The sequence below is a fragment of the Streptomyces sp. NPDC048659 genome (assembly GCF_040650575.1).
Classification (GTDB): Bacteria; Actinomycetota; Actinomycetes; order Streptomycetales; family Streptomycetaceae; genus Streptomyces.
Genome location: NZ_JBEZHM010000020.1, coordinates 1 through 20,680 on the forward strand (window position 1 = coordinate 1; position 20,680 = coordinate 20,680).

The 20,680-nt window shown below is 72.3% G+C and carries 18 protein-coding genes, 2 tRNA genes and 1 pseudogene; 5 read left to right on the forward strand and 16 right to left on the reverse strand.

Annotated features, from left to right (window positions below; translation table 11 throughout):
• Window positions 1–432 (forward strand): annotated as a pseudogene (locus AB0C99_RS17470) (glycosyl transferase); the annotation flags it as partial.
• 75 nt (window positions 433–507) lie between these two features.
• Here AB0C99_RS17470 and AB0C99_RS17475 read toward each other — a convergent pair.
• The gene (locus tag AB0C99_RS17475) at window positions 508–3,129 is read right to left on the reverse strand and encodes a valine--tRNA ligase (protein ID WP_362475729.1); all 2,622 of its coding nucleotides are present in this window, start codon (window positions 3,127–3,129) and stop codon (window positions 508–510) included.
• Window positions 3,130–3,267: 138 nt separating this feature from the next.
• On the opposite strand from AB0C99_RS17475, the gene AB0C99_RS17480 reads away from it, so the two are divergent.
• The gene (locus AB0C99_RS17480; protein WP_362475730.1) at window positions 3,268–4,254 is read left to right on the forward strand and encodes a hypothetical protein; all 987 of its coding nucleotides are present in this window, start codon (window positions 3,268–3,270) and stop codon (window positions 4,252–4,254) included.
• A 105-nt stretch (window positions 4,255–4,359) separates the two neighbouring features.
• Here AB0C99_RS17480 and clpX read toward each other — a convergent pair whose 3' ends face one another.
• The 5 genes from clpX to AB0C99_RS17505 all read right to left on the reverse strand — a co-directional run bounded on the left by clpX (window position 4,360) and on the right by AB0C99_RS17505 (window position 9,007).
• A complete protein-coding gene (gene clpX, locus AB0C99_RS17485) occupies window positions 4,360–5,643 on the reverse strand; it encodes an ATP-dependent Clp protease ATP-binding subunit ClpX (protein ID WP_362475732.1) in 1,284 nt (427 codons plus the stop codon).
• A 156-nt stretch (window positions 5,644–5,799) separates the two neighbouring features.
• On the reverse strand, window positions 5,800–6,462 hold the full coding sequence (locus tag AB0C99_RS17490; RefSeq protein ID WP_362475886.1) for an ATP-dependent Clp protease proteolytic subunit: 663 nt from the start codon (window positions 6,460–6,462) through the stop codon (window positions 5,800–5,802).
• Between the two features lie 62 nt (window positions 6,463–6,524).
• Window positions 6,525–7,142, reverse strand: coding sequence for an ATP-dependent Clp protease proteolytic subunit (locus AB0C99_RS17495; RefSeq protein WP_362475734.1), 618 nt, complete (start codon window positions 7,140–7,142; stop codon window positions 6,525–6,527).
• Window positions 7,143–7,403: 261 nt separating this feature from the next.
• Window positions 7,404–8,783, reverse strand: coding sequence for a trigger factor (tig, locus tag AB0C99_RS17500; RefSeq protein WP_362475736.1), 1,380 nt, complete (start codon window positions 8,781–8,783; stop codon window positions 7,404–7,406).
• 147 nt (window positions 8,784–8,930) lie between these two features.
• Window positions 8,931–9,007: transfer RNA gene (locus tag AB0C99_RS17505), tRNA-Pro, on the reverse strand.
• Between the two features lie 131 nt (window positions 9,008–9,138).
• Between AB0C99_RS17505 and AB0C99_RS17510 the strand changes: the two genes are divergently transcribed.
• Window positions 9,139–9,212, forward strand: a tRNA-Gly gene (locus AB0C99_RS17510).
• A 59-nt stretch (window positions 9,213–9,271) separates the two neighbouring features.
• Here AB0C99_RS17510 and AB0C99_RS17515 read toward each other — a convergent pair.
• From AB0C99_RS17515 to AB0C99_RS17525, 3 genes are read right to left on the reverse strand one after another with little or no spacing between them, the layout of a single operon-like run.
• On the reverse strand, window positions 9,272–9,841 hold the full coding sequence (locus AB0C99_RS17515; RefSeq protein WP_362475888.1) for a hypothetical protein: 570 nt from the start codon (window positions 9,839–9,841) through the stop codon (window positions 9,272–9,274).
• Entirely contained in the window at window positions 9,745–11,094 is a 1,350-nt protein-coding gene (locus AB0C99_RS17520; RefSeq protein ID WP_362475737.1) for an ABC transporter permease, read from the reverse strand. The genes AB0C99_RS17515 and AB0C99_RS17520 overlap by 97 nt, the downstream gene beginning before the upstream one ends.
• Window positions 11,088–11,798 carry an ATP-binding cassette domain-containing protein gene (locus tag AB0C99_RS17525; protein ID WP_362475890.1) on the reverse strand — a complete coding sequence of 237 codons (711 nt, stop codon included), beginning with the start codon at window positions 11,796–11,798 and terminating at the stop codon, window positions 11,088–11,090. The genes AB0C99_RS17520 and AB0C99_RS17525 overlap by 7 nt, the downstream gene beginning before the upstream one ends.
• 125 nt (window positions 11,799–11,923) lie before the next feature.
• Between AB0C99_RS17525 and AB0C99_RS17530 the strand changes: the two genes are divergently transcribed.
• Window positions 11,924–12,538 (forward strand): amphi-Trp domain-containing protein, encoded by a 615-nt coding sequence (locus AB0C99_RS17530; protein ID WP_362475739.1) that lies wholly within the window; start codon window positions 11,924–11,926, stop codon window positions 12,536–12,538.
• Window positions 12,539–12,543: 5 nt separating this feature from the next.
• On the opposite strand, the gene AB0C99_RS17535 is transcribed toward AB0C99_RS17530, so the two are convergent.
• From AB0C99_RS17535 to AB0C99_RS17555, 5 genes are all read right to left on the reverse strand, one after another.
• On the reverse strand, window positions 12,544–12,738 hold the full coding sequence (locus AB0C99_RS17535) for a hypothetical protein (protein WP_046905580.1): 195 nt from the start codon (window positions 12,736–12,738) through the stop codon (window positions 12,544–12,546).
• Window positions 12,739–12,898: 160 nt separating this feature from the next.
• Window positions 12,899–13,351, reverse strand: coding sequence for an HD domain-containing protein (locus AB0C99_RS17540; RefSeq protein WP_362475741.1), 453 nt, complete (start codon window positions 13,349–13,351; stop codon window positions 12,899–12,901).
• A 4-nt stretch (window positions 13,352–13,355) separates the two neighbouring features.
• The gene (locus AB0C99_RS17545; RefSeq protein ID WP_362475743.1) at window positions 13,356–15,776 is read right to left on the reverse strand and encodes an ABC transporter permease; all 2,421 of its coding nucleotides are present in this window, start codon (window positions 15,774–15,776) and stop codon (window positions 13,356–13,358) included.
• Complete coding sequence (locus AB0C99_RS17550) at window positions 15,776–16,546, reverse strand: ABC transporter ATP-binding protein (protein WP_362475745.1); 771 nt, start codon at window positions 16,544–16,546, stop codon at window positions 15,776–15,778. The genes AB0C99_RS17545 and AB0C99_RS17550 overlap by 1 nt, the downstream gene beginning before the upstream one ends.
• A gap of 136 nt (window positions 16,547–16,682) precedes the next feature.
• A complete protein-coding gene (locus tag AB0C99_RS17555) occupies window positions 16,683–17,828 on the reverse strand; it encodes a PP2C family protein-serine/threonine phosphatase (RefSeq protein ID WP_362475747.1) in 1,146 nt (381 codons plus the stop codon).
• Between the two features lie 107 nt (window positions 17,829–17,935).
• Between AB0C99_RS17555 and AB0C99_RS17560 the strand changes: the two genes are divergently transcribed.
• Window positions 17,936–19,165 (forward strand): GNAT family N-acetyltransferase, encoded by a 1,230-nt coding sequence (locus tag AB0C99_RS17560; protein WP_362475749.1) that lies wholly within the window; start codon window positions 17,936–17,938, stop codon window positions 19,163–19,165.
• A 105-nt stretch (window positions 19,166–19,270) separates the two neighbouring features.
• Here the strand turns inward: AB0C99_RS17560 and AB0C99_RS17565 are convergent, their stop codons facing one another.
• On the reverse strand, window positions 19,271–20,080 hold the full coding sequence (locus tag AB0C99_RS17565) for a DNA-formamidopyrimidine glycosylase family protein (RefSeq protein WP_362475751.1): 810 nt from the start codon (window positions 20,078–20,080) through the stop codon (window positions 19,271–19,273).
• A 9-nt stretch (window positions 20,081–20,089) separates the two neighbouring features.
• On the reverse strand, window positions 20,090–20,581 hold the full coding sequence (locus AB0C99_RS17570; RefSeq protein WP_362475752.1) for a ribose-5-phosphate isomerase: 492 nt from the start codon (window positions 20,579–20,581) through the stop codon (window positions 20,090–20,092).
• Window positions 20,582–20,680 lie beyond the last annotated feature (99 nt).

A 20,680-nucleotide genomic window follows, 5' to 3' on the forward strand; every position in this document is an offset into this window, starting at 1 on the left:
CGCTACACCGGCCGCATCATCGGCTCCCGCCACTACAAGGCATCCGGAGTCCTCGAATCCCTCTACACCTTCTTCCAGCCCATCGCCCACCTCGCGACTCTCGTCCTGACCGCGATCATGCTGGTCGCCCTGGTGACCGGCGGCGGCGTGGCCGAGGTCCTGCTCTCCGCCTGGCCGCTGGCCCTCGCGCTGGGCCTCGCCTCGGTCGTCCCGTTCCTGCTCTGGGGCCCGGTCTACCGCCGCGAGTTCGCCCCCGACCGCTCGCGCGTCAAGGGCCTGCTGTGGGGCCTGGCGCTGTGGCTGTACGCGTACCACCTGTTCATCGTCTCCGCCCGCGGCTTCGTCCGGCTCCTTCGTGGCCGCACCGGCTGGGCCAAGACCCGCCGCAACGCCGAGACCGCGGGGGTCGGCCCCATCGCCACGGAGTCCTGAGGGACCCGGGGGTACGCGGAAGGGCCCGGAACCAGTCGTGGTTCCGGGCCCTTCCGCGTAGGTCCTCGCAGGTGCTTACGCCTGCGGCAGCTTCTCCAGCTGCGCCTGGATGCGCGCGATGTCCTCGTCCGCCTTGGCGAGGCGGCCGCGGATCTTGTCGACCACGTTGTCCGGCGCCTTGGCCAGGAAGGCTTCGTTGCCGAGCTTGCCCTGGGCCTGCGCCTTCTCCTTCTCGGCGGCGGCGAGGTCCTTGGCGAGGCGCTTGCGCTCGGCGGCGATGTCGATCGTGCCGGACAGGTCCAGCGCGACCTCGGCCCCGGCGACCGGCAGGGTGGCGGTGGCGGAGAAGCCCTCGCCCTCCGGCTGGAGGCGCAGGATCTGGCGGATCGCGGCCTCGTGGGCGGCCAGCGGGGTGCCGGTCAGCGCGAGGCGGGCGGGCACCTTCTGGGCGTCCTGGAGACCCTGCTCCTTGCGGAACCGGCGGACCTCGGTGATGACCCGCTGGACCAGCGCGATCTCCTCCTCGGCGGCGGTGTCGCGGAAGCCGCTGTCCTTCGGCCAGTCGGCGATGACGACGGACTCGCCGCCGGTCAGCGTGGTCCACAGGGTCTCGGTGACGAAGGGGACCACCGGGTGCAGCAGCCGCAGCATGACGTCGAGGACCTCGCCGAGGACCCGGCCGGAGACCCGGGCGCCCTCGCCGCCGGCGAAGAACGTGGTCTTCGACAGCTCGACGTACCAGTCGAAGACCTCGTCCCACGCGAAGTGGTAGAGCGCGTCCGACAGCTTCGAGAACTGGTAGTCGTCGTAGAAGGCGTCGACGTCGGCGACCGTCTCGTTGAGCCGCGAGAGGATCCAGCGGTCGGTGGCGGTCATCTCGGACGGGTCGGGCAGCTCGCCCTCGACCGTCGCGCCGTTCATCAGCGCGAAGCGCGTGGCGTTCCAGATCTTGTTGGCGAACTTGCTGGACGCCTGGACCCAGTCCTCGCCGATCGGGACGTCGACACCGGGGTTGGCGCCGCGGGCCAGGGTGAAGCGGACGGCGTCGGAGCCGTACGTGTCCATCCAGTCCAGCGGGTTGACCACGTTGCCGAAGGACTTCGACATCTTCTTGCCGTTCTGGTCACGGACCATGCCGTGCAGGGCGATGGTGTGGAACGGCGGGGTGCCGTCCATCGCGTACAGGCCGAACATCATCATCCGGGCGACCCAGAAGAAGAGGATGTCGTAGCCGGTGACCAGGACGGAGTTCGGGTAGAACTTCGCGAGGCTGTCGGTCTGCTCGGGCCAGCCCAGCGTGGAGAACGGCCACAGGCCGGAGGAGAACCAGGTGTCCAGGACGTCGCTGTCCTGGGTCCAGCCCTCGCCACTCGGCGGCTCCTCGTCCGGTCCGACGCAGACGACCTCGCCGTCGGGGCCGTACCAGACGGGGATGCGGTGGCCCCACCAGAGCTGGCGCGAGATGCACCAGTCGTGCAGGTTGTCGACCCAGTCGAAGTACCGCTTCTCCATCTCCTGCGGGTGGATCTTGACCTTGCCGTCGCGGACCGCGTCACCGGCGGCCTTGGCGAGCGGGCCGACCTTGACCCACCACTGCATCGACAGGCGCGGCTCGATGGTGGTCTTGCAGCGCGAGCAGTGGCCGACGGAGTGGGTGTACGGGCGCTTCTCGGCGACGATCCGGCCCTCGGCGCGCAGCGCGGCGACGATGGCGGAGCGGGCCTCCAGGCGGTCCAGGCCGAGGAAGGGGCCGTGGACGGTGATGACCGCGTGCTCGTCCATGACGGCGATCGACGGGAGGTCGTGCCGCTGGCCGATCTCGAAGTCGTTCGGGTCGTGGGCCGGGGTCACCTTGACGGCGCCGGTGCCGAAGGCCGGGTCGACGTGGGTGTCGGCGACGATCGGGATGCGGCGGCCGGTGAGCGGCAGCTCGATCTCGGTGCCGATCATGTGCTGGTAGCGCTCGTCGTCCGGGTGGACGGCGACGGCCGTGTCGCCGAGCATCGTCTCGGCGCGGGTGGTGGCGACGACGATCGAGGCGTCGCCCTCGCCGTAGCGGATGGAGACGAGCTCGCCGTCGTCGTCCTGGTACTCGACCTCGATGTCGGAGATCGCGGTGAGGCAGCGCGGGCACCAGTTGATGATGCGCTCGGCGCGGTAGATCAGCTCGTCGTCGTAGAGCTTCTTGAAGATGGTCTGGACGGCCTGGGACAGGCCCTCGTCCATGGTGAAGCGCTCGCGGGACCAGGCGACGCCGTCGCCGAGGCGCTTCATCTGCCCCGAGATCTGGCCGCCGGACTCGGCCTTCCACTGCCAGACGCGCTCGACGAACGCCTCGCGGCCCAGGTCGTGGCGGGACTTGCCCTCCTTGGCGAGCTCGCGCTCGACGACGTTCTGGGTGGCGATGCCGGCGTGGTCCATGCCCGGCTGCCACAGCGTCTCGAAGCCCTGCATCCGCTTGCGGCGGGTCAGGGCGTCGATCAGCGTGTGCTCGAAGGCGTGGCCCAGGTGGAGCGAGCCGGTGACGTTCGGCGGCGGGATGACGACGGTGAACGGAGGCTTGTCGCTCTTCTCGTCCGCCTCGAAGTAGCCCCGCTCTACCCAGCGCTCGTACAGCTTCCCCTCTACTTCGGCCGGCGCGTACGCGGTCGGCAGTTCGATGGGGGCGGCTGTCTGCTGCTGAGTGTTCTCGGTCACGGGCCCAGTTTAGGGGGATCCGGGGGCGGTCCTGAAACTCGATTGTTCGGTAACGGTGTGGCCCCCGCCGCCCCGGTGGGACACGGCTTCCGTCAGGATGTCCGCCAGGCATAAACATCTTGTGAGGGGATCCTGTCCATGAGCTACAACCAGCCGGGCCCGTACGGCGGCCAGCCGCAGCAGCCCGGTCCGTACGGCCAGCCCGGCCCCTACGGCCAGCAGCCGCAGCAGCCCGGCCCGTACGGTCAGCCCCCGCAGGCCCCGCCGCCCGGTTACGGCTACCCGCCCCAGGCCCCCCAGGGTGTCCCGCCGCAGCAGCCCTACGGCTACCCGCCCCAGGGCCACCCCCAGCAGCCCGGCCCGTACGGCCAGCAGCCCCCGTACGGCGCCCCGCAGGGCCCCGGCGGCTACCTGCCCCCGCCGCCGCCCGCCAAGAAGAGCAAGGCCGGCTGGATCATCGGCGGCGTCGCCGCGGTCGCGGCCCTCGCGGTGGCCGCGTACTTCGTCATAGGCGGCGGGGGCGGCGGCGGGAACGGCGCCGTCGCCGACTCCACCAAGGGGTACAAGATCACCCCCGCGACGACGGTCGGCGAGTACAAGAAGGAGGGCGCCGACAAGACCGGCGACCCGACCGACAAGCAGAAGGCCAGCGCGGAGCTGATGGGGATCAAGAACCCCCACCCGGTCACGGCCTCCTACAAGGCGGGCGACTCGACCGACCCGCTCAAGGGCAAGAGCATGAGCCTGAACGGGATGTGGGGCGACATCGCCGACCCGTCGAAGGCGCTCGACGCCGCGTTCGCGAACTACGAGAAGGACGAGAGCGCCAAGGCGGAAGGCGTCAAGGTGACGCCGGTCGGCAGCCCCGAGGCGAAGACCCCGGCGGGCTTCGACGGCGCGCTGCTCAAGTGCCAGTACCTCAAGCTGGAGAACACCGGCGCGCAGACCTCGCCCGGCCCGAAGTCCTTCCAGGTGCCCACCTGCATCTGGGCCGACTACAGCACCCTGGGCGTCGTGAACGTCATCGACCTGTCGACGATGATGACCGGCGGGCAGGGCCTCACCCTGGACCAGGTCGCCGAGGTGGCGGCCCAGCACTACAAGGGCTCGCGCAGCAAGGCATAGCGGACGGAAGGGAACCGTCCCGCTCAGCGGGCCTCGGCACTCCCGAAGGGAACGGAAAGGGGCGCCCCGCCGTGCGGCGGGGCGCCCCTTTCCGTTGCCTTCGGGTCAGGCGGACTTCTCGTGCCTGCCGTCGTTCTTCACGATCCGCGGGACCAGCGTCGGGTTGACGTTGTTGCGGACCACGTCGGCGGTGATGACCACGCGGGCCACGTCCTTGCGGGACGGGACCTCGTACATCACCGACTGGAGGACCTCCTCCATGATGGCGCGCAGGCCGCGCGCGCCGGTGCCGCGGAGGATCGCCTGGTCGGCGATGGCCTCCAGGGACGGGCGGTCGAAGTCCAGCTCCACGCCGTCGAGTTCGAAGAGGCGCTGGTACTGCTTGACCAGCGCGTTGCGCGGCTCGACGAGGATCTTCAGGAGGGCTTCGCGGTCCAGGTTGTGCACCGAGGTGATGACGGGCAGCCGGCCGATGAACTCGGGGATCATCCCGAACTTCACCAGGTCCTCCGGCATGACCTCCTGGAACTGGTCGCTCGCCTCGATCTCCCGCTTGGAGCGGATGGTCGCCCCGAAGCCGATGCCCTTGGCGCCCGCCCGCGACTCGATGATCTTCTCCAGGCCGGCGAAGGCGCCGCCCACGATGAAGAGCACGTTCGTCGTGTCGATCTGGATGAACTCCTGGTGCGGGTGCTTCCGGCCGCCCTGCGGCGGGACGGAGGCGGTGGTGCCCTCCAGGATCTTGAGCAGGGCCTGCTGCACGCCCTCGCCCGAGACGTCGCGCGTGATCGACGGGTTTTCGCTCTTACGGGCGACCTTGTCGATCTCGTCGATGTAGATGATCCCGGTCTCGGCCTTCTTGACGTCGTAGTCCGCCGCCTGGATCAGCTTGAGCAGGATGTTCTCGACGTCCTCGCCGACATAGCCGGCCTCCGTCAGCGCCGTCGCGTCCGCGATGGCGAACGGGACGTTGAGCATCCGGGCCAGCGTCTGGGCCAGGAGCGTCTTGCCGGAGCCGGTCGGGCCGAGCAGCAGGATGTTGGACTTCGCCAGCTCGATGGCGTCGTCCCGGCCCTGCGCGCCGCCGTTCTCGCCGGCCTGGACGCGCTTGTAGTGGTTGTACACCGCGACGGAGAGCGCCTTCTTCGCCGGCTCCTGGCCGACGACGTAGCCCTCCAGGAACTCGTAGATCTCGCGGGGCTTGGGAAGCTCCTCCCAGCGCACCTCGCTCGTCTCCGCCAGTTCCTCTTCGATGATCTCGTTGCAGAGGTCGATGCACTCGTCGCAGATGTACACACCGGGTCCCGCGATGAGCTTCTTCACCTGCTTCTGGCTCTTTCCGCAGAACGAGCACTTGAGCAGATCGCCGCCATCACCGATGCGTGCCACGAGGTGCTTCCCCTTCGCCTGGGAGCGCTTGGTTCAGCGACTCCTGGTGCCTCATATTCGACGGTACCTTGCCGGGCCCCCCGTTCGGGCCCCCCTTGGCACGGTTCACATGGTCGGGATTCGGCCACATGCCCCGTGCCAGGGGAAGGTCGGGCGTCAGTGCGCGGCGGCGGCCGTGCTCTTGCGGGTCGAGACGATCTGGTCGACCAGGCCGTACGCCAGGGCGTCCTCGGCCGTCAGGATCTTGTCGCGCTCGATGTCCTCGCGGATCTTCTCGATCGGGGTCGAGGAGTGCTTGGCCAGCATGTTCTCCAGCTGGTCGCGCATCCGGAGGATCTCGTTGGCCGCGATCTCCAGGTCGGAGAGCTGCTCACGGCCGGTGCCGCCGGAGGGCTGGTGGATCAGCACGCGGGCGTTGGGCAGGGCCATCCGCTTGCCGGGGGTGCCGGCGGCGAGCAGCACGGCCGCGGCGGAGGCCGCCTGGCCCATGCAGACCGTCTGGATGTCGGGCTTCACGAACTGCATCGTGTCGTAGATGGCCGTGAGGGCGGTGAAGGAGCCGCCCGGGCTGTTGATGTAGATCGAGATGTCGCGGTCCGGGTCCATCGACTCCAGGCACAGCAGCTGCGCCATGACGTCGTTGGCCGAGGCGTCGTCGATCTGCACGCCGAGGAAGATCACGCGCTCCTCGAAGAGCTTCGCGTACGGGTCGTACTCGCGCACGCCCTGCGAGGTGCGCTCGACGAAGCGCGGGACCACGTAGCGGTTGTCCATCGGCGCGCCGGTGTAGAGGCCGCTCGCGGAGAGGTTGTTCTGCATCTGGGTGTTCACCGTCCTGGTGGCGTTCGGGGGGCTGGGGCTCTTCGGCGGGCTGCCGGCGCTCAGGCGCCCGTGCCGCCGCCGCCCGGAACACCCGCGGCGTGCGTGATGATGTCGTCGATGAGGCCGTACTGCTTGGCCTCCTCCGCGGTGAACCAGCGGTCGCGGTCGCCGTCGCGGATGATCGCCTCGACGGTCTGGCCGGAGTGGTGCGCGGTGATCTCGGCCATGCGCTTCTTGGTGCGGAGCAGGTACTCGGCCTGGATCTTGATGTCGGAGGCGGTGCCGCCGATGCCGGCGGAGCCCTGGTGCATCAGGATGTCGGTGTTCGGCAGCGCGAAGCGCTTGCCGGGGGTGCCGGCGGTGAGCAGGAACTGACCCATCGACGCCGCCATGCCCATACCGATGGTCACGACGTCGTTGGGGATGAACTGCATGGTGTCGTAGACGGCCATGCCGGCCGTCACGGAGCCGCCGGGGCTGTTGATGTACAGGTAGATGTCCTTCTCCGGCTCGGCGGCCAGGAGGAGCATCTGGGCGGTGATCTTGTTGGCGATGTCGTCGTCGACCTGCTGGCCGAGGAAGACGATGCGCTCGCCGAGCAGCCGGTTGTAGACATGGTCGCCGAGGCCGCCACCGATGGACGGCTCACCCGCGGCGTAAGGCTTCAGATTCGTCACGTATCCACCTGCTCGTCTCCGACGGCCAGGGCCGTCTCAGCGTCTCGTTCGGAGGGCACTGCCCTCGTATTCATGGACCCTAACGCGCAGGTGGGACAACGCCATCCCGCTTCCCGAACTGTTCGCTGGGAGCGCAAGGTAGTTGGGGGCGCATGAACGGGCCCCGGTACGTCCACGGGCCCGGACGCACAGCGGTGCGTACGGGCCCGTGGCGCGGGGCTCGGCGGGCGGCCGGGGCCGCCCGCGTCCCCCCGGGGGGACTTACTTGTCCTCGGAGACCTCGGCGTCGCCGGTGACGGCCTCGACCGTCTCGGCGGCCTGCTCCTCGTCCTCGTCGGACAGGTCGACCTCGACGCCGTTGGTGTCGACGACCTTGGCGGCCTCGACGACCAGCGCGAGCGCCTTGCCGCGGGCGACCTCGCCGACCAGCATCGGCACCTGGCCGCCCTGGACGACGGCCTGGGCGAACTGGTCGGGGGACATGCCGGAGGAGGCGGCGCGGCGCATGAGGTGCTCGGTGAGCTCCTCCTGCTCCACGTTCAGCTTCTCCTTGTTGACCAGCTCGTCGAGGATGAACTGGGTCTTGATGCCCTTGACGGCCTGGTCCTTGGTCTCGGCCTCGAACTCCTCGACCGTCTTGCCCTGGAACTCCAGGTACTTCTCCAGGCTCAGGCCCATCTGGCCGAGCTGGTGGTGCTCCAGGTTGTGCTTGCGGGTGTTGACCTCGTCCTCGAGCAGCTTCTCGGGAACGGGGATCTCCGCGAGCTCCAGGAGCTTCTCCAGCACGCGCTCCTGGGCCTGGGTGGCCTGGTCGAACTGCTTCATGTTCTCAAGGCGCTTGCGGCTGTCGGCCTTGAGCTCGTCGAGGGTGTCGAACTCGGAGGCGAGCTGCGCGAACTCGTCGTCCAGCTCGGGGAGCTCGCGGGCGGCGACGGTGAGGACCTTGACGGTGACCTCGGCGTCCTTGCCCTCGGCGGAGCCGCCCTTCAGCTGCGAGGTGAAGGTGGCCTCGCCGCCGGCCTCCAGGCCGGTGACGGCCTCGTCGATGCCGTCGAGCAGCTCGCCGGAGCCGATGGTGTACGAGACACCGCTGGCGACACCGTCGGGCAGGACCTCGCCGTCGACCTTGGCCTCCAGGTCGATGGTGACGACGTCACCCTCGGCGGCGGCGCGCTCGACCGGGTTGGTGGACGCGAAGCGCTCGCGGAGCTGCTCCACGGACTTCTCGATGTCCTCGTCGGTGACCTCGACGGCGTCGACCTCGACCTCGATGCCGGAGAAGTCCGGGATCTCGATGGCCGGGCGGACGTCGACCTCGGCGGTGAAGGCCAGCAGCTCGCCGTCCTTCAGCTCCGTGATGTCGACCTCGGGCTGGCCCAGCGGGTTGACCTCGGCCTCGTTGACCGCCTCGGTGTAGAACTTCGGGAGCGCGTCGTTGACGGCCTCCTCCAGCACCGCACCACGGCCGAACCGCTGGTCGATCACGCGAGCCGGGATCTTGCCCTTGCGGAAGCCCTTGACCGTGACCTGCTGGTTGATCTTCTTGTACGCCGCGTCGAGGCTGTCCTTGAGCTCCTCGAAGGGCACCTCGACAGTGAGCCGAACCCGGGTCGGGTTCAGGGTCTCCACGGCGCTCTTCACGGTTCGGTCTCCTTGGTGGCTGATTCCTGGGTTGCGCCGGTACCACCTGGGGGCGGTTCCGGCCGATCGGCCCGGTCAGAGAGACACACGGGCACGCAGCTTGCATAGTAACCGCAAGCGCCTCACGGCCCACAATGTGATCTTGGCTGGTCGGGGTGGCGGGATTTGAACCCACGGCCTTCCGCTCCCAAAGCGGACGCGCTACCAAGCTGCGCCACACCCCGTCGGTGCGACACGTAGGGTACATGGACGGAGACCGTCCGACGCCCCCACTTTTCCGAGCGGTGTGCGGGGACCTGCGAGGACCCGCTACGATGGCGTCCGTCGCCGCGTCCAACCACCCGGCGCGCACTGTGCGGGCGTAGCTCAATGGTAGAGCCCTAGTCTTCCAAACTAGCTACGCGGGTTCGATTCCCGTCGCCCGCTCCAATCGGCCGAAACGCCCGGCCAGAGCCGGTCCCGTGAGTCACGGGGCCGGCTCTTTCCGTTCACCTGCGTCGGCCGTGCCGCAGGGTGTGGCGGCGCCAGGGGGTCGCGGCCGTCGCCGCGACGCCGAGGGCGAGTGCCAGGACGGCGGCGGTCCAACTGCTCGCGTCCGAGGCAGGGTTGGAGGTCCAGTCCCACCAGCCGAGCGGGTACCAGGCGAGCAGCAGGGCCGAGGCGAGCGGGGCCGCCCAGGCGAGCTGCGGGCCGAGCGCGCGCAGGGACAGCAGGGCGAGACCGAGCCAGATCAGCAGGGAGCGGACGAAGACCGCGCCCTGCGCCGGTCCGACGGCGAGCGCCTCGGCGCCGAAGGAGACGGCGCAGACCACGGACGTCAGCCCGGCACCGTACGCGGCGCGGACCCGGTGCGCCGTCCGGCCGGCGGTCTCCTCGTGCGCGGACATCGCCCCGCCGAGGGCGGCCGTCAGGAAGACGGCCGAAAACAGCGGCAGAAGGTGCCGGTACGGGATGCCGGTGGTCAGGCTCGCCTCGCCGATGGACGGGAGCGCGATGCGGGCTCCCCCGAAGAAGGCGGAGAGCACGGCGACCGCCATCGCCCCGGCCAGGACCGGCACGGCGCGGTGGACGCGGGCGTAGCGGAGCAGGTCAGCGCCGGACATCGGGCCTGCACCACACGTTCTCGCGCAGCTGGGCCCGCTCGTTCGCGAGCCATGCCGCCGACCGCCCGCCGGAGTCCTCCCCGGTCGCCCGGTGCTCCAGCCACTGGCGGATGCGGTCGATCGCCTGCCACGCGCGGCGGGCGCCAGGCGCGTCGCGGGGCGGCGTGCACCGGCCGATCGAGGCGCTGAACACCTGGTCGGCCATGGCGACGGCGGCGGTCCGTACGTGCCCTTCGGCGATGTCGAACCCGCGGTCCCCCCCAGCGGGTCCGCCGCAGTCCGTACTCGTGGAACTCGTCGGGTGCCTTGATCCAGGGCTGGGCGGCGGGCCGGTCGAGGCGGCGGGCCATCTCCGTCAGCTCCGGCAGGTGGGTGCGGTGCTCGGGCCACACGCACACGCGCGGGGAGTCCTCGTCCGCGCGGGCGCAGAGCGGCGTGTCCGCCGCGGCGGTGCGCTCCACCCGCAGCTCGCCCGCCGCCGGAGCGACGGCCACGGCGGCCACGACCGCGACCGCCGCCAGGGCGGCCACTCCGCGGACGTGCGGTGGCGTCCCGCGGCGTCCGGCCCGCCGCGCCGGCGGCGGCGCCGTGACCGCGAGCACGGCGAAGGCCGCCGCGATGACCAGGCGGACGGCGAGTGCCGGCAGGCTCAGGCGGGTGTCCGGCGGTCCCGCCAGGACGTTGAACCTGAACGGCAGCGACAGCATGCTGACGAAGCAGCCCAGCGCGCAGACGACGGGAGTGAACCCCGGCGAGGGCCACCAGCGGCCCGCGAGGTGCCCCACGGACGCGAAGACGACGAGGGTCGACGCGCCCAGCAGCAGATAGGACGGCCACAGGAAGCCCGGTCCCGCCTCGCCCAGCGAGACGGCCGCCGCGGTGAGGCAGCCGATCGCGTACGCGAGGAGGCCGAGGGTCAGGGTGGCGGCGAGCCGGGCCGCCTCGGCCCGCCAGCCGGGCCGCGCGGCGGCCAGCAGGAACTCCGGCATCCCCGCGCGCGAGGCACGGCCCGCCTGCCAGGCGGAGACGCCGGCGAGCACCGGCCCCAGGAAGAGCGTGACGATCTGGGCCGCCACGCTGGCCTCGGGCCAGACTCCGATCCAGTACCGGGAACGCCCGAAGAGCACCGCGAGATCCACGGCGATCATCACGGGGAAGGCGGTGAGCAGCGGGGACCGCCGCAGCTCGATGCGATAGACGCTCAGCACGCGGCGCCTCCCCCGGCCGGCCGGGCGCCTGCGGCCAGGACCGCCATGTAGCCGCGTTCCAAGGGGCTGCCCCCCGGCGCGGCCGGTGTCGCCCGGTCGGCGAGTCCCTGCGGAGTCCCGCTGTGGACCATCCGCCCGCCGTCGAGCACCAGGACGGTGTCGCACGCGGCGGCCACGTCCTCCACCAGGTGGGTACTGAGGACGACCGCGGTCCCGGCGCGGGCGAGCGAGCGGATGAGCTCCCGGAAGTCCAGGCGCTGGGCCGGGTCGAGGCCCACGGTCGGCTCGTCGAGCAGGAGCAGGGAGGGCGAGCCGACGATGGCCGCGGCGATCCCCGCGCGGCGCAGCATCCCGCCGGACAGCGTCTTCATCCGGTCCCGCGCCCGGTCGGCGAGCCCGACCGCCGCGAGCGCCGCCCCGGTCGCCGCGTCGGCTTCCTTGGCCGGAACCTCCCGGAGCCAGGCGCAGTAGCGGACGAAATCGGCCACCGAGAAGGCCGGGTAGTACCCGAAATCCTGCGGCAGGTACCCGATCCGGCGCCGCGCCCTCCGGACGTCCCGCTCACCGGTGACGGGCGCCCCGAACAGCTCCAGCGCGCCGCTCCGGGGTGGCGTGATGGTGGCGAGCGTACGGAACAGCGTCGTCTTCCCCGCCCCGTTGGGGCCCAGCAGTCCGGTGACACCCGGCAGCACGGACAGGTTCAGGGGTCTTCGATGACCGGAGGGTCATTCCTGTGGCGGCATGTGGGATGCCGGGTGGAGAGGGGCGCTGAAGAATGGGCGCTGTCCGTTTTGTTGGGCTTTCCGTTCCATCCGCGCCGGAGGCAGTCATGAAGGACCTGAAGTTCGAGCAGAAGCGCGCACTGTCCCGGCTGGAGGCGGCCGACCAGTTGGCGGCGCTCGCCCAGGCGCTCAGGAAGGGCGGGGAGGCCGAGCTGCGGCTGGGCACCGGGACCCTGGCGCTGCGGATCCCCGACGAGCTCGCCGGTGAGGTCGAGATCGAGATCGAGGACGGGGAGATCGAGCTGGAGATCGAGCTCAAGTGGTCGACGGGCAAGCAGAAGACCAGGCCCTCCGCGCAGCCCAAGCCCGAGCCGAAGCCCAAGGCCGAGGCGAAGGGCAAGGCGGTGTCCAAGGCCAAGCCCGCCGCCAAGCCCAAGGCCGCCGAGAAGCCCAAGGTCTCCAAGAGCGCGGCCAAGCCCTCGTCCAAGCCCGCCGCCAAGCCCAAGCCCGCCGCCAAGAAGGCGCCCGCCAAGGCGGTCAAGAAGGCTCCCTCCAAGCCCGCCCCCAAGAAGGCTCCAGCCAAGAAGTCGACCGCCAAGAAGGCTCCGGCCAAGTCGGCCGGCAAGGCGCCCGCCAAGGTCGCCAAGAAGGCTCCGGCCAAGTCAGCCGCCAAGGCGCCTGCCAAGAAGGCCCCCGCCAAGAAAGCCGTCAAGAAGGGCTGACCCCGTCAGAACTTGATGGAGCCGACCGTCTGCGTTATCGAGTCCAGGAAGCGCTGGATGTCGTCGGCCATGCCCGTCGAGGCGAGGAAGAAGCCGAAGAGGACCGCGACGACGGCCGGGCCGGCCTTCAGGTTTCCGCCGCGGATCAGCACCACCAGGATGATCGCCAACAGCAGCACCACAGACAGTGAAATGGCCACAACTGATCACACCCTCGGTCGGTCTTCGCCTTGCCGCCCGGGAGCGCACGCCACAGAACACCCCCGCCGCATCTATCGTGCCACCAACTACCTGCCCAGCACGGGCGGGTGGCCAATCGTCGCCGTCGAAATCCGGCCAACCTGACGGGATTCGTCTGGATCAGGTCGGCGGGGTCAGGCCCAACAGGGCATGGATGTGGGCGTACTTGGCCGTCAGGCGGTCCCGGGTCGCGGGGTCGAGGCGGGCCAGGCGGGCCGGATCCGCGTTGTGGGCGAGGTCCGCCTGCTTCACCAGGAGGGCGCCGGGGGTGGCGAGGATCCGGGCCGTGTAGGAGGACGGGTCCTCACCCCCGCGTCTGGTGAGCGCGAGGACCATCGCCTTCACCTCCGGCGGCAGGGGCGCCTCCGTCAGCCACCGTTCCGACAGGGCCTCGTCCTCCACCGCGTCGTGCAGCCACGCCGCCGCGATCTGGTGCTCGTCGCCGCCCCGGGCCCGTACCCCCTCGGCGACCGCCCGCAGGTGTTCCGCGTACGGGCGGCCCGCCTTGTCCGTCCGGCCCGCGTGGGCCGCGACGGCGAGGGTCTCGATCTCGGAGAGGGTGAAGGCCGTCATGCGGTCAGCGTAGTGCCGCCCGGGCGGGCAGGGACGTGGCCGCCAGGCCCAGGGCGAGCGTCGCCGCCGCGAAGGAGCCGTACAGGACGGGCGGGATGTACGGGGCCTCCCCGGTCAGGCCGTTGGCCATCGGGATCAGGGTCGCCAGGGCGATGCCCGTGCCCAGGGCCACACCGGCGACCGTGACCAGCAGCGACTCCCAGCGGATCATGCGGAGCACCTGGCGCCGGGTGGTGCCCACCAGCCGCAGGGTGCGCAGTTCGCGGCGCCGGTCGAGGACGCCCATGACCAGGGTGTTCGCGGCGGCGACCGCCGCGAAGCCGCCGAGGACCGCCGCCATCGTGGTGTTGGCCCAGGCGTTGAGCGCGCGGTCCCGGCTCTGCGCCGCCGACCAGCCCGCGGCGTCGGTGACCGTGCCGAGCGGGGCCAGGGCAGCGGGCTCGCCGCCGCGGACCAGGAGCTCGGTGGCGTACGGGGCGGTGACGTGCCCCGCCAGGGCGGCGGCCGGCAGCGTCACCTCGGACAGCCCGAGTCCTCGGCCGTACGTGGCGACGACCAGGGGCTCCGTCCGGGTGCCGTCGGGCAGCCGGAGCTCCAGCCGGTCCCCCGGGCGTACGTCCTTGGCGTCGGCCAGCGCCGCGTCGACGGCGACCGTGCCGGGGCGCAGCGCGGCGAGCGAGCCGGCCCGCACGTCCAGGTCGAGCACCGGCGTGGGGTCGCCCGAGACGCCCTGGGCGGTGGCGGAGAAGAAGCCCGTGTCCTCGTCGGGGAGCAGGACGCCGGCGCGCTGGACGGTGACGGCGGCGGTGACCCCGGGGGCGCGGGCGGCGCGGGCGGCCGCGTCGGCGGGCAGCCCGCCGGGGGCGCTGACGACGTGGTCCGCGACGATCCCGGCCCGCTGCTGGCGTTCGGCGGCCCGGTCGGTGCTGGTGTGCAGGAAGACGAGGGTGGAGGAGAAGGCCATCGCGAGGACGATCGGGGTGAGCGCGGAGGCGAGGCGGCGCGCGTTGCTCCGCGCGTTCGCGGCGGCCAGGTGTCCGGCGGCGCCGGAGGCGCGCAGCGGCAGGGCGAGGACGGCCGCGCAGCAGCGGGCGAGCAGCGGGCCGAGCAGGGCGACGGCCAGCATGAAGAGCATGACGACGCCGAGGGCCGCGTTGGCGGCGTCCATGCCGGAGGAGCCGGCGGCCACCCCCGCGAGGGAGGCGCCGCCCGCGAGGGCGAGCAGGCCGAGTCCGGTGCGGACCGGGCCGAGGGCGCGCCGCTCGACCTGGGATTCGGCGAGCGCGCGGCCCGGTTCGATCCGGGACGGCCGGCGGGCGGCGGCAAGTCCGGCGAAGAGCGCGGTCAGCGCGGTGGCGGCGACGGCCGCGGCGAACGGCAGCGGGCCGGTGTCCAGGCGTACGCCCTCGGGGATCGCGCCTTTCTCCTTGAGCTGGCCGAACCACCAGGCGGCGAGCGCCAGGCCCGGCAGGCAGCCGAGGGCGCCCGCGAGCGGCGCCACCAGCAGGGACTCGGTGGCGATCGAGCGGCGGAGCTGGCGCGGGGTCGCGCCGATCGCCCGCAGCAGGGCGAACTCGCGGGAGCGCTGCCCGACGGACAGGGCCACGGTCCCGGCGGCGGTGAAGACGGCGACGAGGGTGGCGGTGCCGCCGAAGGAGCCGCCGAGGCCGATCAGGAGCTCTTCGGCGGCGGGCAGCGCGGCGCCCTCGGCGCGGCTGCGGTCGTCGCCGGTGTGGACCCGGGCCTTGCCGCCGAGGGCCTGGCTGACCTGGGCGGCGAGCGCGGCGGGGGTGGTGCCGGGCGCGGGCAGGACGGCGATGGCGTCGACGGTCCGGGGGTGGCCGGAGAGGGCGAGGGCCCCGGTGTCGGAGAACCAGACGCCGGGGGCCGTCGCCACGCCCGAGACGGTGAAGTCGCGCGGGCCCGCCGGGGTGTGCAGGGTGATCCGGTCGCCCGCCCGGCCGTGGCCGGGGCCGACGACCGCCTGGTCCGGGCCCGGGGCCGTACCGGCGGCGAGGCGGACGCCGGTGAAGGCCGTCGAGCCCCAGCCGGAGGCGGTGCGGGGGGTGCCGGAGCCGTCCCGTACCGGGTACGAGACGTCGGCGATCGCCCGGGACGCGCCCGGGGCCTTCGCGGCGGCGTGCACCAGGCTCGCGTCGAGGCGGGTCCGGTCGGGGACGGCGGTGGAGACGGTGTGGCGTTCCTCGCCGGTGCCGACGGTGGTGTGGAGCTGCTGGTCGGCGGCGGCGACCACGGGCGCGCCCGCGTACCGCGCGGGCGGGACGGAGGCGGTGAGGCCGGTCTGGAGGAGGAGGCCGCAGCCGGAAATCACGGCGGCGGCGAGCAGCAGGGCGACGAAGGTCCCGGCGAAGGCGGAGGGCTTGAAGCGGAGGGCGGCGCGGGCGAGGCCGTTGGTGCGGAGCATCAGGCGGCCACTCCGGCGCTTGTGCGGGCGGTGAGCGCGGTCATCCGGGCGCCGATGCGCTCCGGGGTGCTGCGCGGCAGGGTGTCGGCGAGGGCGCCGTCGGCGAGGAAGAGGACCTGGTCGGCGTAGGAGGCGGCGACGGGGTCGTGGGTGACCATGACGACGGTCGCGCCGAGCCGGTCCACGGCGCCGCGCAGCAGGGCGAGGACCTCGGCGGCGGTGGTGGTGTCGAGGGCGCCGGTCGGTTCGTCGCCGAAGATCACGTCGGGCCGGGTGACCAGCGCGCGGGCGATCGCCACGCGCTGCTGCTGGCCGCCGGAGAGCTCGCCGGGGCGGCGGGCGCCCTTGTCGGCGAGCCCGACCCGGCCGAGCACCTCGGCGGCGCGCCGCCGGTCGGGGCGGGCGCCCGCGAGCCGCAGGGGCAGCAGGACGTTCTGCTCGACGGTGAGCGAGGGCAGCAGGTTGAAGGACTGGAAGACGAAGCCGAGGCGGCTGCGGCGCAGCTCGGTGAGGGCGTTCTCGCCGAGGCCGGTGATCTCGGTGCCGCCGAGGCGGACGGAGCCCTCGGTGGGGCGGTCGAGTCCGGCGGCGCACTGGAGGAAGGTGGACTTGCCGGAGCCGGAGGGGCCCATGACGGCGGTGAAGCTGCCGTGGGCGAGGCGCAGGTCGATCCCGCGCAGGGCGTGGACGGCGCCGGCCCCCTTGCCGTACCGGCGCCGTACCCCGGTGAGTTCGACGGCTGCCGTGCCGGGGGCGGTGTGGGGGGCCATGGGTGTCCTCCGTGCGTTCCAGATCGAGGGGCCGACGTCGTGGGCGACTCTTCGAATCTATGGATTCACGCAGGTCACAGCCATGGTGGCGGCCGGTCTCCCGGGGGTGGGGAAACCCCCACCCCGGCCCGGCGGGTCAGCCCGTGCGGCTGATGACGAGGAGCGCGCGGTCGTCGTTGACGTCCTTGGCGCACGCCTCGATGAGGTGCCAGGCGGCGCCTTCGAAGCCGGCGGCGACATAGCGGTCGGCCTCGCCGGTGAGGCGGTCGATGCCCTCGGCGATGTCCCGGTCGGCGGCCTCGACGAGGCCGTCGGTGAAGAGCATGAGGACGTCGCCGGGGCGCAGGGAGCCCTTGACCGGGTGGAACTCGGCGCCGTCGTAGACGCCGAGCAGGGGGCCCTCGCCGGACTTCTCCTCCCAGCGTCCGCTGCCCGCGTGGAGCTGGAGGGCGGGCAGGTGGCCGGCGGAGAGGAGCTCGTAGTCGCCGGACTCCAGGTCGAGGACGAGGTGGATGGAGGTGGCGAAGCCCTCGTCCCAGTCCTGGCGCAGGAGGTAGCCGTTGGCGGCGGGCAGGAAGCCGTGCGGGGGCAGCGAGCCGAGCAGCCCGCCGAAGGCGCCGGAGAGCAGCAGGGCGCGGGAGCCCGCGTCCATGCCCTTGCCGGAGACGTCGGTGAGCAGGACCTCCAGGGTGCGTCCGCCGTTGGTGCGGGCGGCGACGACGAAGTCGCCGGAGAAGGACTGGCCGCCGGCCGGGCGCAGCGCCATCTCGCGGTGCCAGCCCTGGGGCAGGCGGGGCAGGGCGCTCTGCACCCGGATGCGTTCGCGCAGGTCGAAGAGCATGGTGCCGCCGCGCCGCCAGGGCACGCCTACGCGGGCCCGGAACTGGGCGATGAGCAGGCCGAAGAGTCCGCAGGCGGCGACGACGAGGACGGTGCCGGGGGTGACCCGGGCGGGGCCCTCGGTGTACGGGCCGAGGACGAGCGACTCGACGATGAGGGCGCCCGCGGCGGCGGCGTACAGGCCGAGCAGGCTGGCGGGCCGCAGCAGCAGTCCGCCGGCGACGATCGGGAGGGCGAGGGCGACCGGGGAGCACCACACGGGGTTGAGGAGGGTGCCGACGGTGATGGCGGGGATGGTGAGCAGGAGTCCGGCGAGGGCGATCCAGTCGGAGCCGTCGCCGCGGAAGTAGTCGACGCCGGAGCGACGCAGCGCGATGCGGACCCGGTGGGCGCTCTTGCGCATCCGGGCCGGGTACGAGTCCACTCCGCCGCGAGGTGTCATTGGCTTGGACCCTATCCACCCGATCGGCGCTCGTGCAGAGGGACCCAGGTGACATTGCATTCGAAACCGGGTCGCGACGGACGCGGGGGCGCTGATATCGATGGCATATGACTACTGAACTGCGGGTTCTCGACCCGGCCGAGTGGGACGACTGGTTCGCGGTGCTGGAGCTCGCCTTCGGCGGGGTTCCGGAGGCGGCGGAGGAGCGGAAGCTCTGGCGGGAGCTGACGGAGTACGAGCGGTCGATCGGCGCCTGGGACGGGGACCGCTGGGTCGGCACGGCGGGGGCGTACTCGTTCCGGCTGTCCGTGCCGGGCGGGGCGGTGGTCCCGGCGGCGGGCGTGACGATGGTGAGCGTGGCCGGGACGCACCGGCGGCGCGGGATCCTGACCTCGATGATGCGGCGGCAGCTCGACGACGTGCGGGCGGCGGGCGAGCCGCTCGCGGTGCTGACGGCTTCGGAGCCGGAGATCTACGGGCGGTTCGGTTACGGGGTGGCGGCGCTGTCGGCGCGGGCGACCCTGGACACGACCCGGGTGCGGCTGACCCCGCCGCCGGGCGCGGACGAGGTGTCGCTGCGGTACGCGACGCCGGAGGAGGCGCTGGACGCCTGCGAGGCGGTGTACGCGCGCCTGGTCGCGGGCCGCCCGGGGATGCTGGAGCGGCGGCCCGGCTGGGAGCGGCTGGCGCTGCTGGACCCGGCGGAGCACCGGGAGGGGGCCTCGCCGCGGCTGTGCGTGCTGGCGGAGCGCGGGGGCGAGGTCGTGGGCTTCGCGCTGTACGCGATCAAGCCGGACTGGTCGTTCAACGGCTCGGACGGCTCCGTGCTGCTGCATCAGCTGGCGGGGCTGGATCCGGCGGCGGAGGGGGCGCTGTGGCGGTTCCTGTGCTCGGTGGACCTGACCTCGCGGGTGCGGATCCACAGCCGCCCGGTGGACGACGCCTGGCAGCACCTGGTGAGCGATGTGCGCCGCTGCGAGATCACGGTGCGGGACGGGCTGTTCGTGCGGCTGGTGGAGCTGGGCGCGGCGCTGGAGGCGCGGACGTACCAGGCGCCGGTGGACGTGGTGTTCGAGGTCGAGGACGCGTTCTGTCCGTGGAACGCGGGTCGGTGGCGGCTGACCGGGGACGCGAAGGGCGCGGTGTGCGCGCGTACCGAGGACGCGGCCGATCTGGCCCTGTCCGTACGGGAGTTGGGCGCGGCCTATCTGGGCGGGGTGTCGCTGGTCTCGCTGGCCGCCGCGGGGCGGGTGCGGGAGCTGCGGGACGGGGCGCTGGTGGAGGCGTCGGTCGCCTTCGGCTCCCCGGTCGCGCCCTGGCTGCCGCACGGCTTCTAGGGCCTGTCCGACCCTGACCCGCCGGACACTCCCTGGCCGGGCCGGGGCCCGGTCGTGCCCCCCGAGGGGCGCGACCGGCTCCGGGTCAGGCCGGCCGGCGGCGGGTCAGGCCGTCTGGCAGCGGGGGCACCAGAAGAGGTTGCGGGCGGCGAGGTCCGCGGTGCGGATCTCCTCGGCGCAGACCAGGCACGGGAGGTGGGCGCGCCGGTAGACGTAGACCTCGCCGCCGTGGTCGTCGACGCGGGGCGGGCGGCCCATCGCCTCGGGGGTGTGCTCGGGGCGGACCGTGTCGATCCGGTTGAGCCGGACGCCCTCGCGCATCAGGAGGACCAGGTCCGCCCAGATCGCGTCCCACTCCCGCGGGGTCAGGTCCCGGCCCGCGCGGTACGGGTCGATGCCGTGCCGGAAGAGGACCTCGGCGCGGTAGACGTTGCCGACCCCCGCGATGACCTTCTGGTCCATGAGCAGGGCGGCGATCGTGGTGCGGGACTTCGAGATCCGGCGCCAGGCCCGGCCGGGGTCGTCGTCGGGGCGCAGCGGGTCGGGGCCGAGCCGCTCGTGTATCGCCCGCTTCTCCGCGTCGGTGATGAGCGCGCAGGTGGTCGGGCCGCGCAGGTCGACGTACGCCTCGGGGTTGGCGAGGCGCAGCCGGACGGTGTCGGTCGCGGGCGGCGCGGGTGTGCCGCCGAAGTTCACCTTGCCGAAGAGGCCCAGGTGGATGTGGACCCACTCCTCGCCGGGGAAGCCGAGGAAGAGGTGCTTGCCGTGGGCCTCGGTCGCGGTGAGGACCGTGCCGTCGAGCAGGGCGGCCGAGTCGGCGAACTTGCCCTGCGGGCTGGAGGCGCGCACGGGCCGGCCGCCGAACCGTTCCCGGTAGTCGGCGGCCAGCCGGTGGATCGTGTGCCCTTCAGGCATGGGTGCTGGTCAGGCCCCGTGCTGGGGGTGGTGGGCCGGGATCGCCGGGAGCTCGCCGGTCTCCTCGTAGCGGGAGAGCATGTCGATGCGGCGGGTGTGGCGCTCGTCGCCCGAGTACGGGGTGGCGAGGAAGATCTCGACGAACTTGGTCGCCTCTTCCTGGGTGTGCATCCGGCCGCCGATGGAGACGACGTTGGCGTTGTTGTGCTCGCGGCCGAGGGCGGCGGTCTGCTCGCTCCAGGCGAGGGCGGCGCGCACCCCCTTGACCTTGTTGGCGGCGATCTGCTCGCCGTTGCCGGAGCCGCCGATCACGATGCCGAGGCTGTCCGGGTCGGCGGCCGTCTTCTCGGCGGCGCGCAGGCAGAACGGCGGGTAGTCGTCGAGGGCGTCGTAGATGTGGGGGCCGCAGTCGACGGGCTCGTGGCCGTGGGCCTTCAGCCATTCGACGAGGTGGTTCTTGAGTTCGTAGCCGGCATGGTCGGAGCCGAGGTAGACGCGCATGGCTCCGAGTGTGGCACGGCGGGGACGGGGTAGCGGTCAGCGGGGTCGGGACCTTGGTCCCGCCTGGTCTGGACCTTTTGTCCTGAATATCTCCTGAAT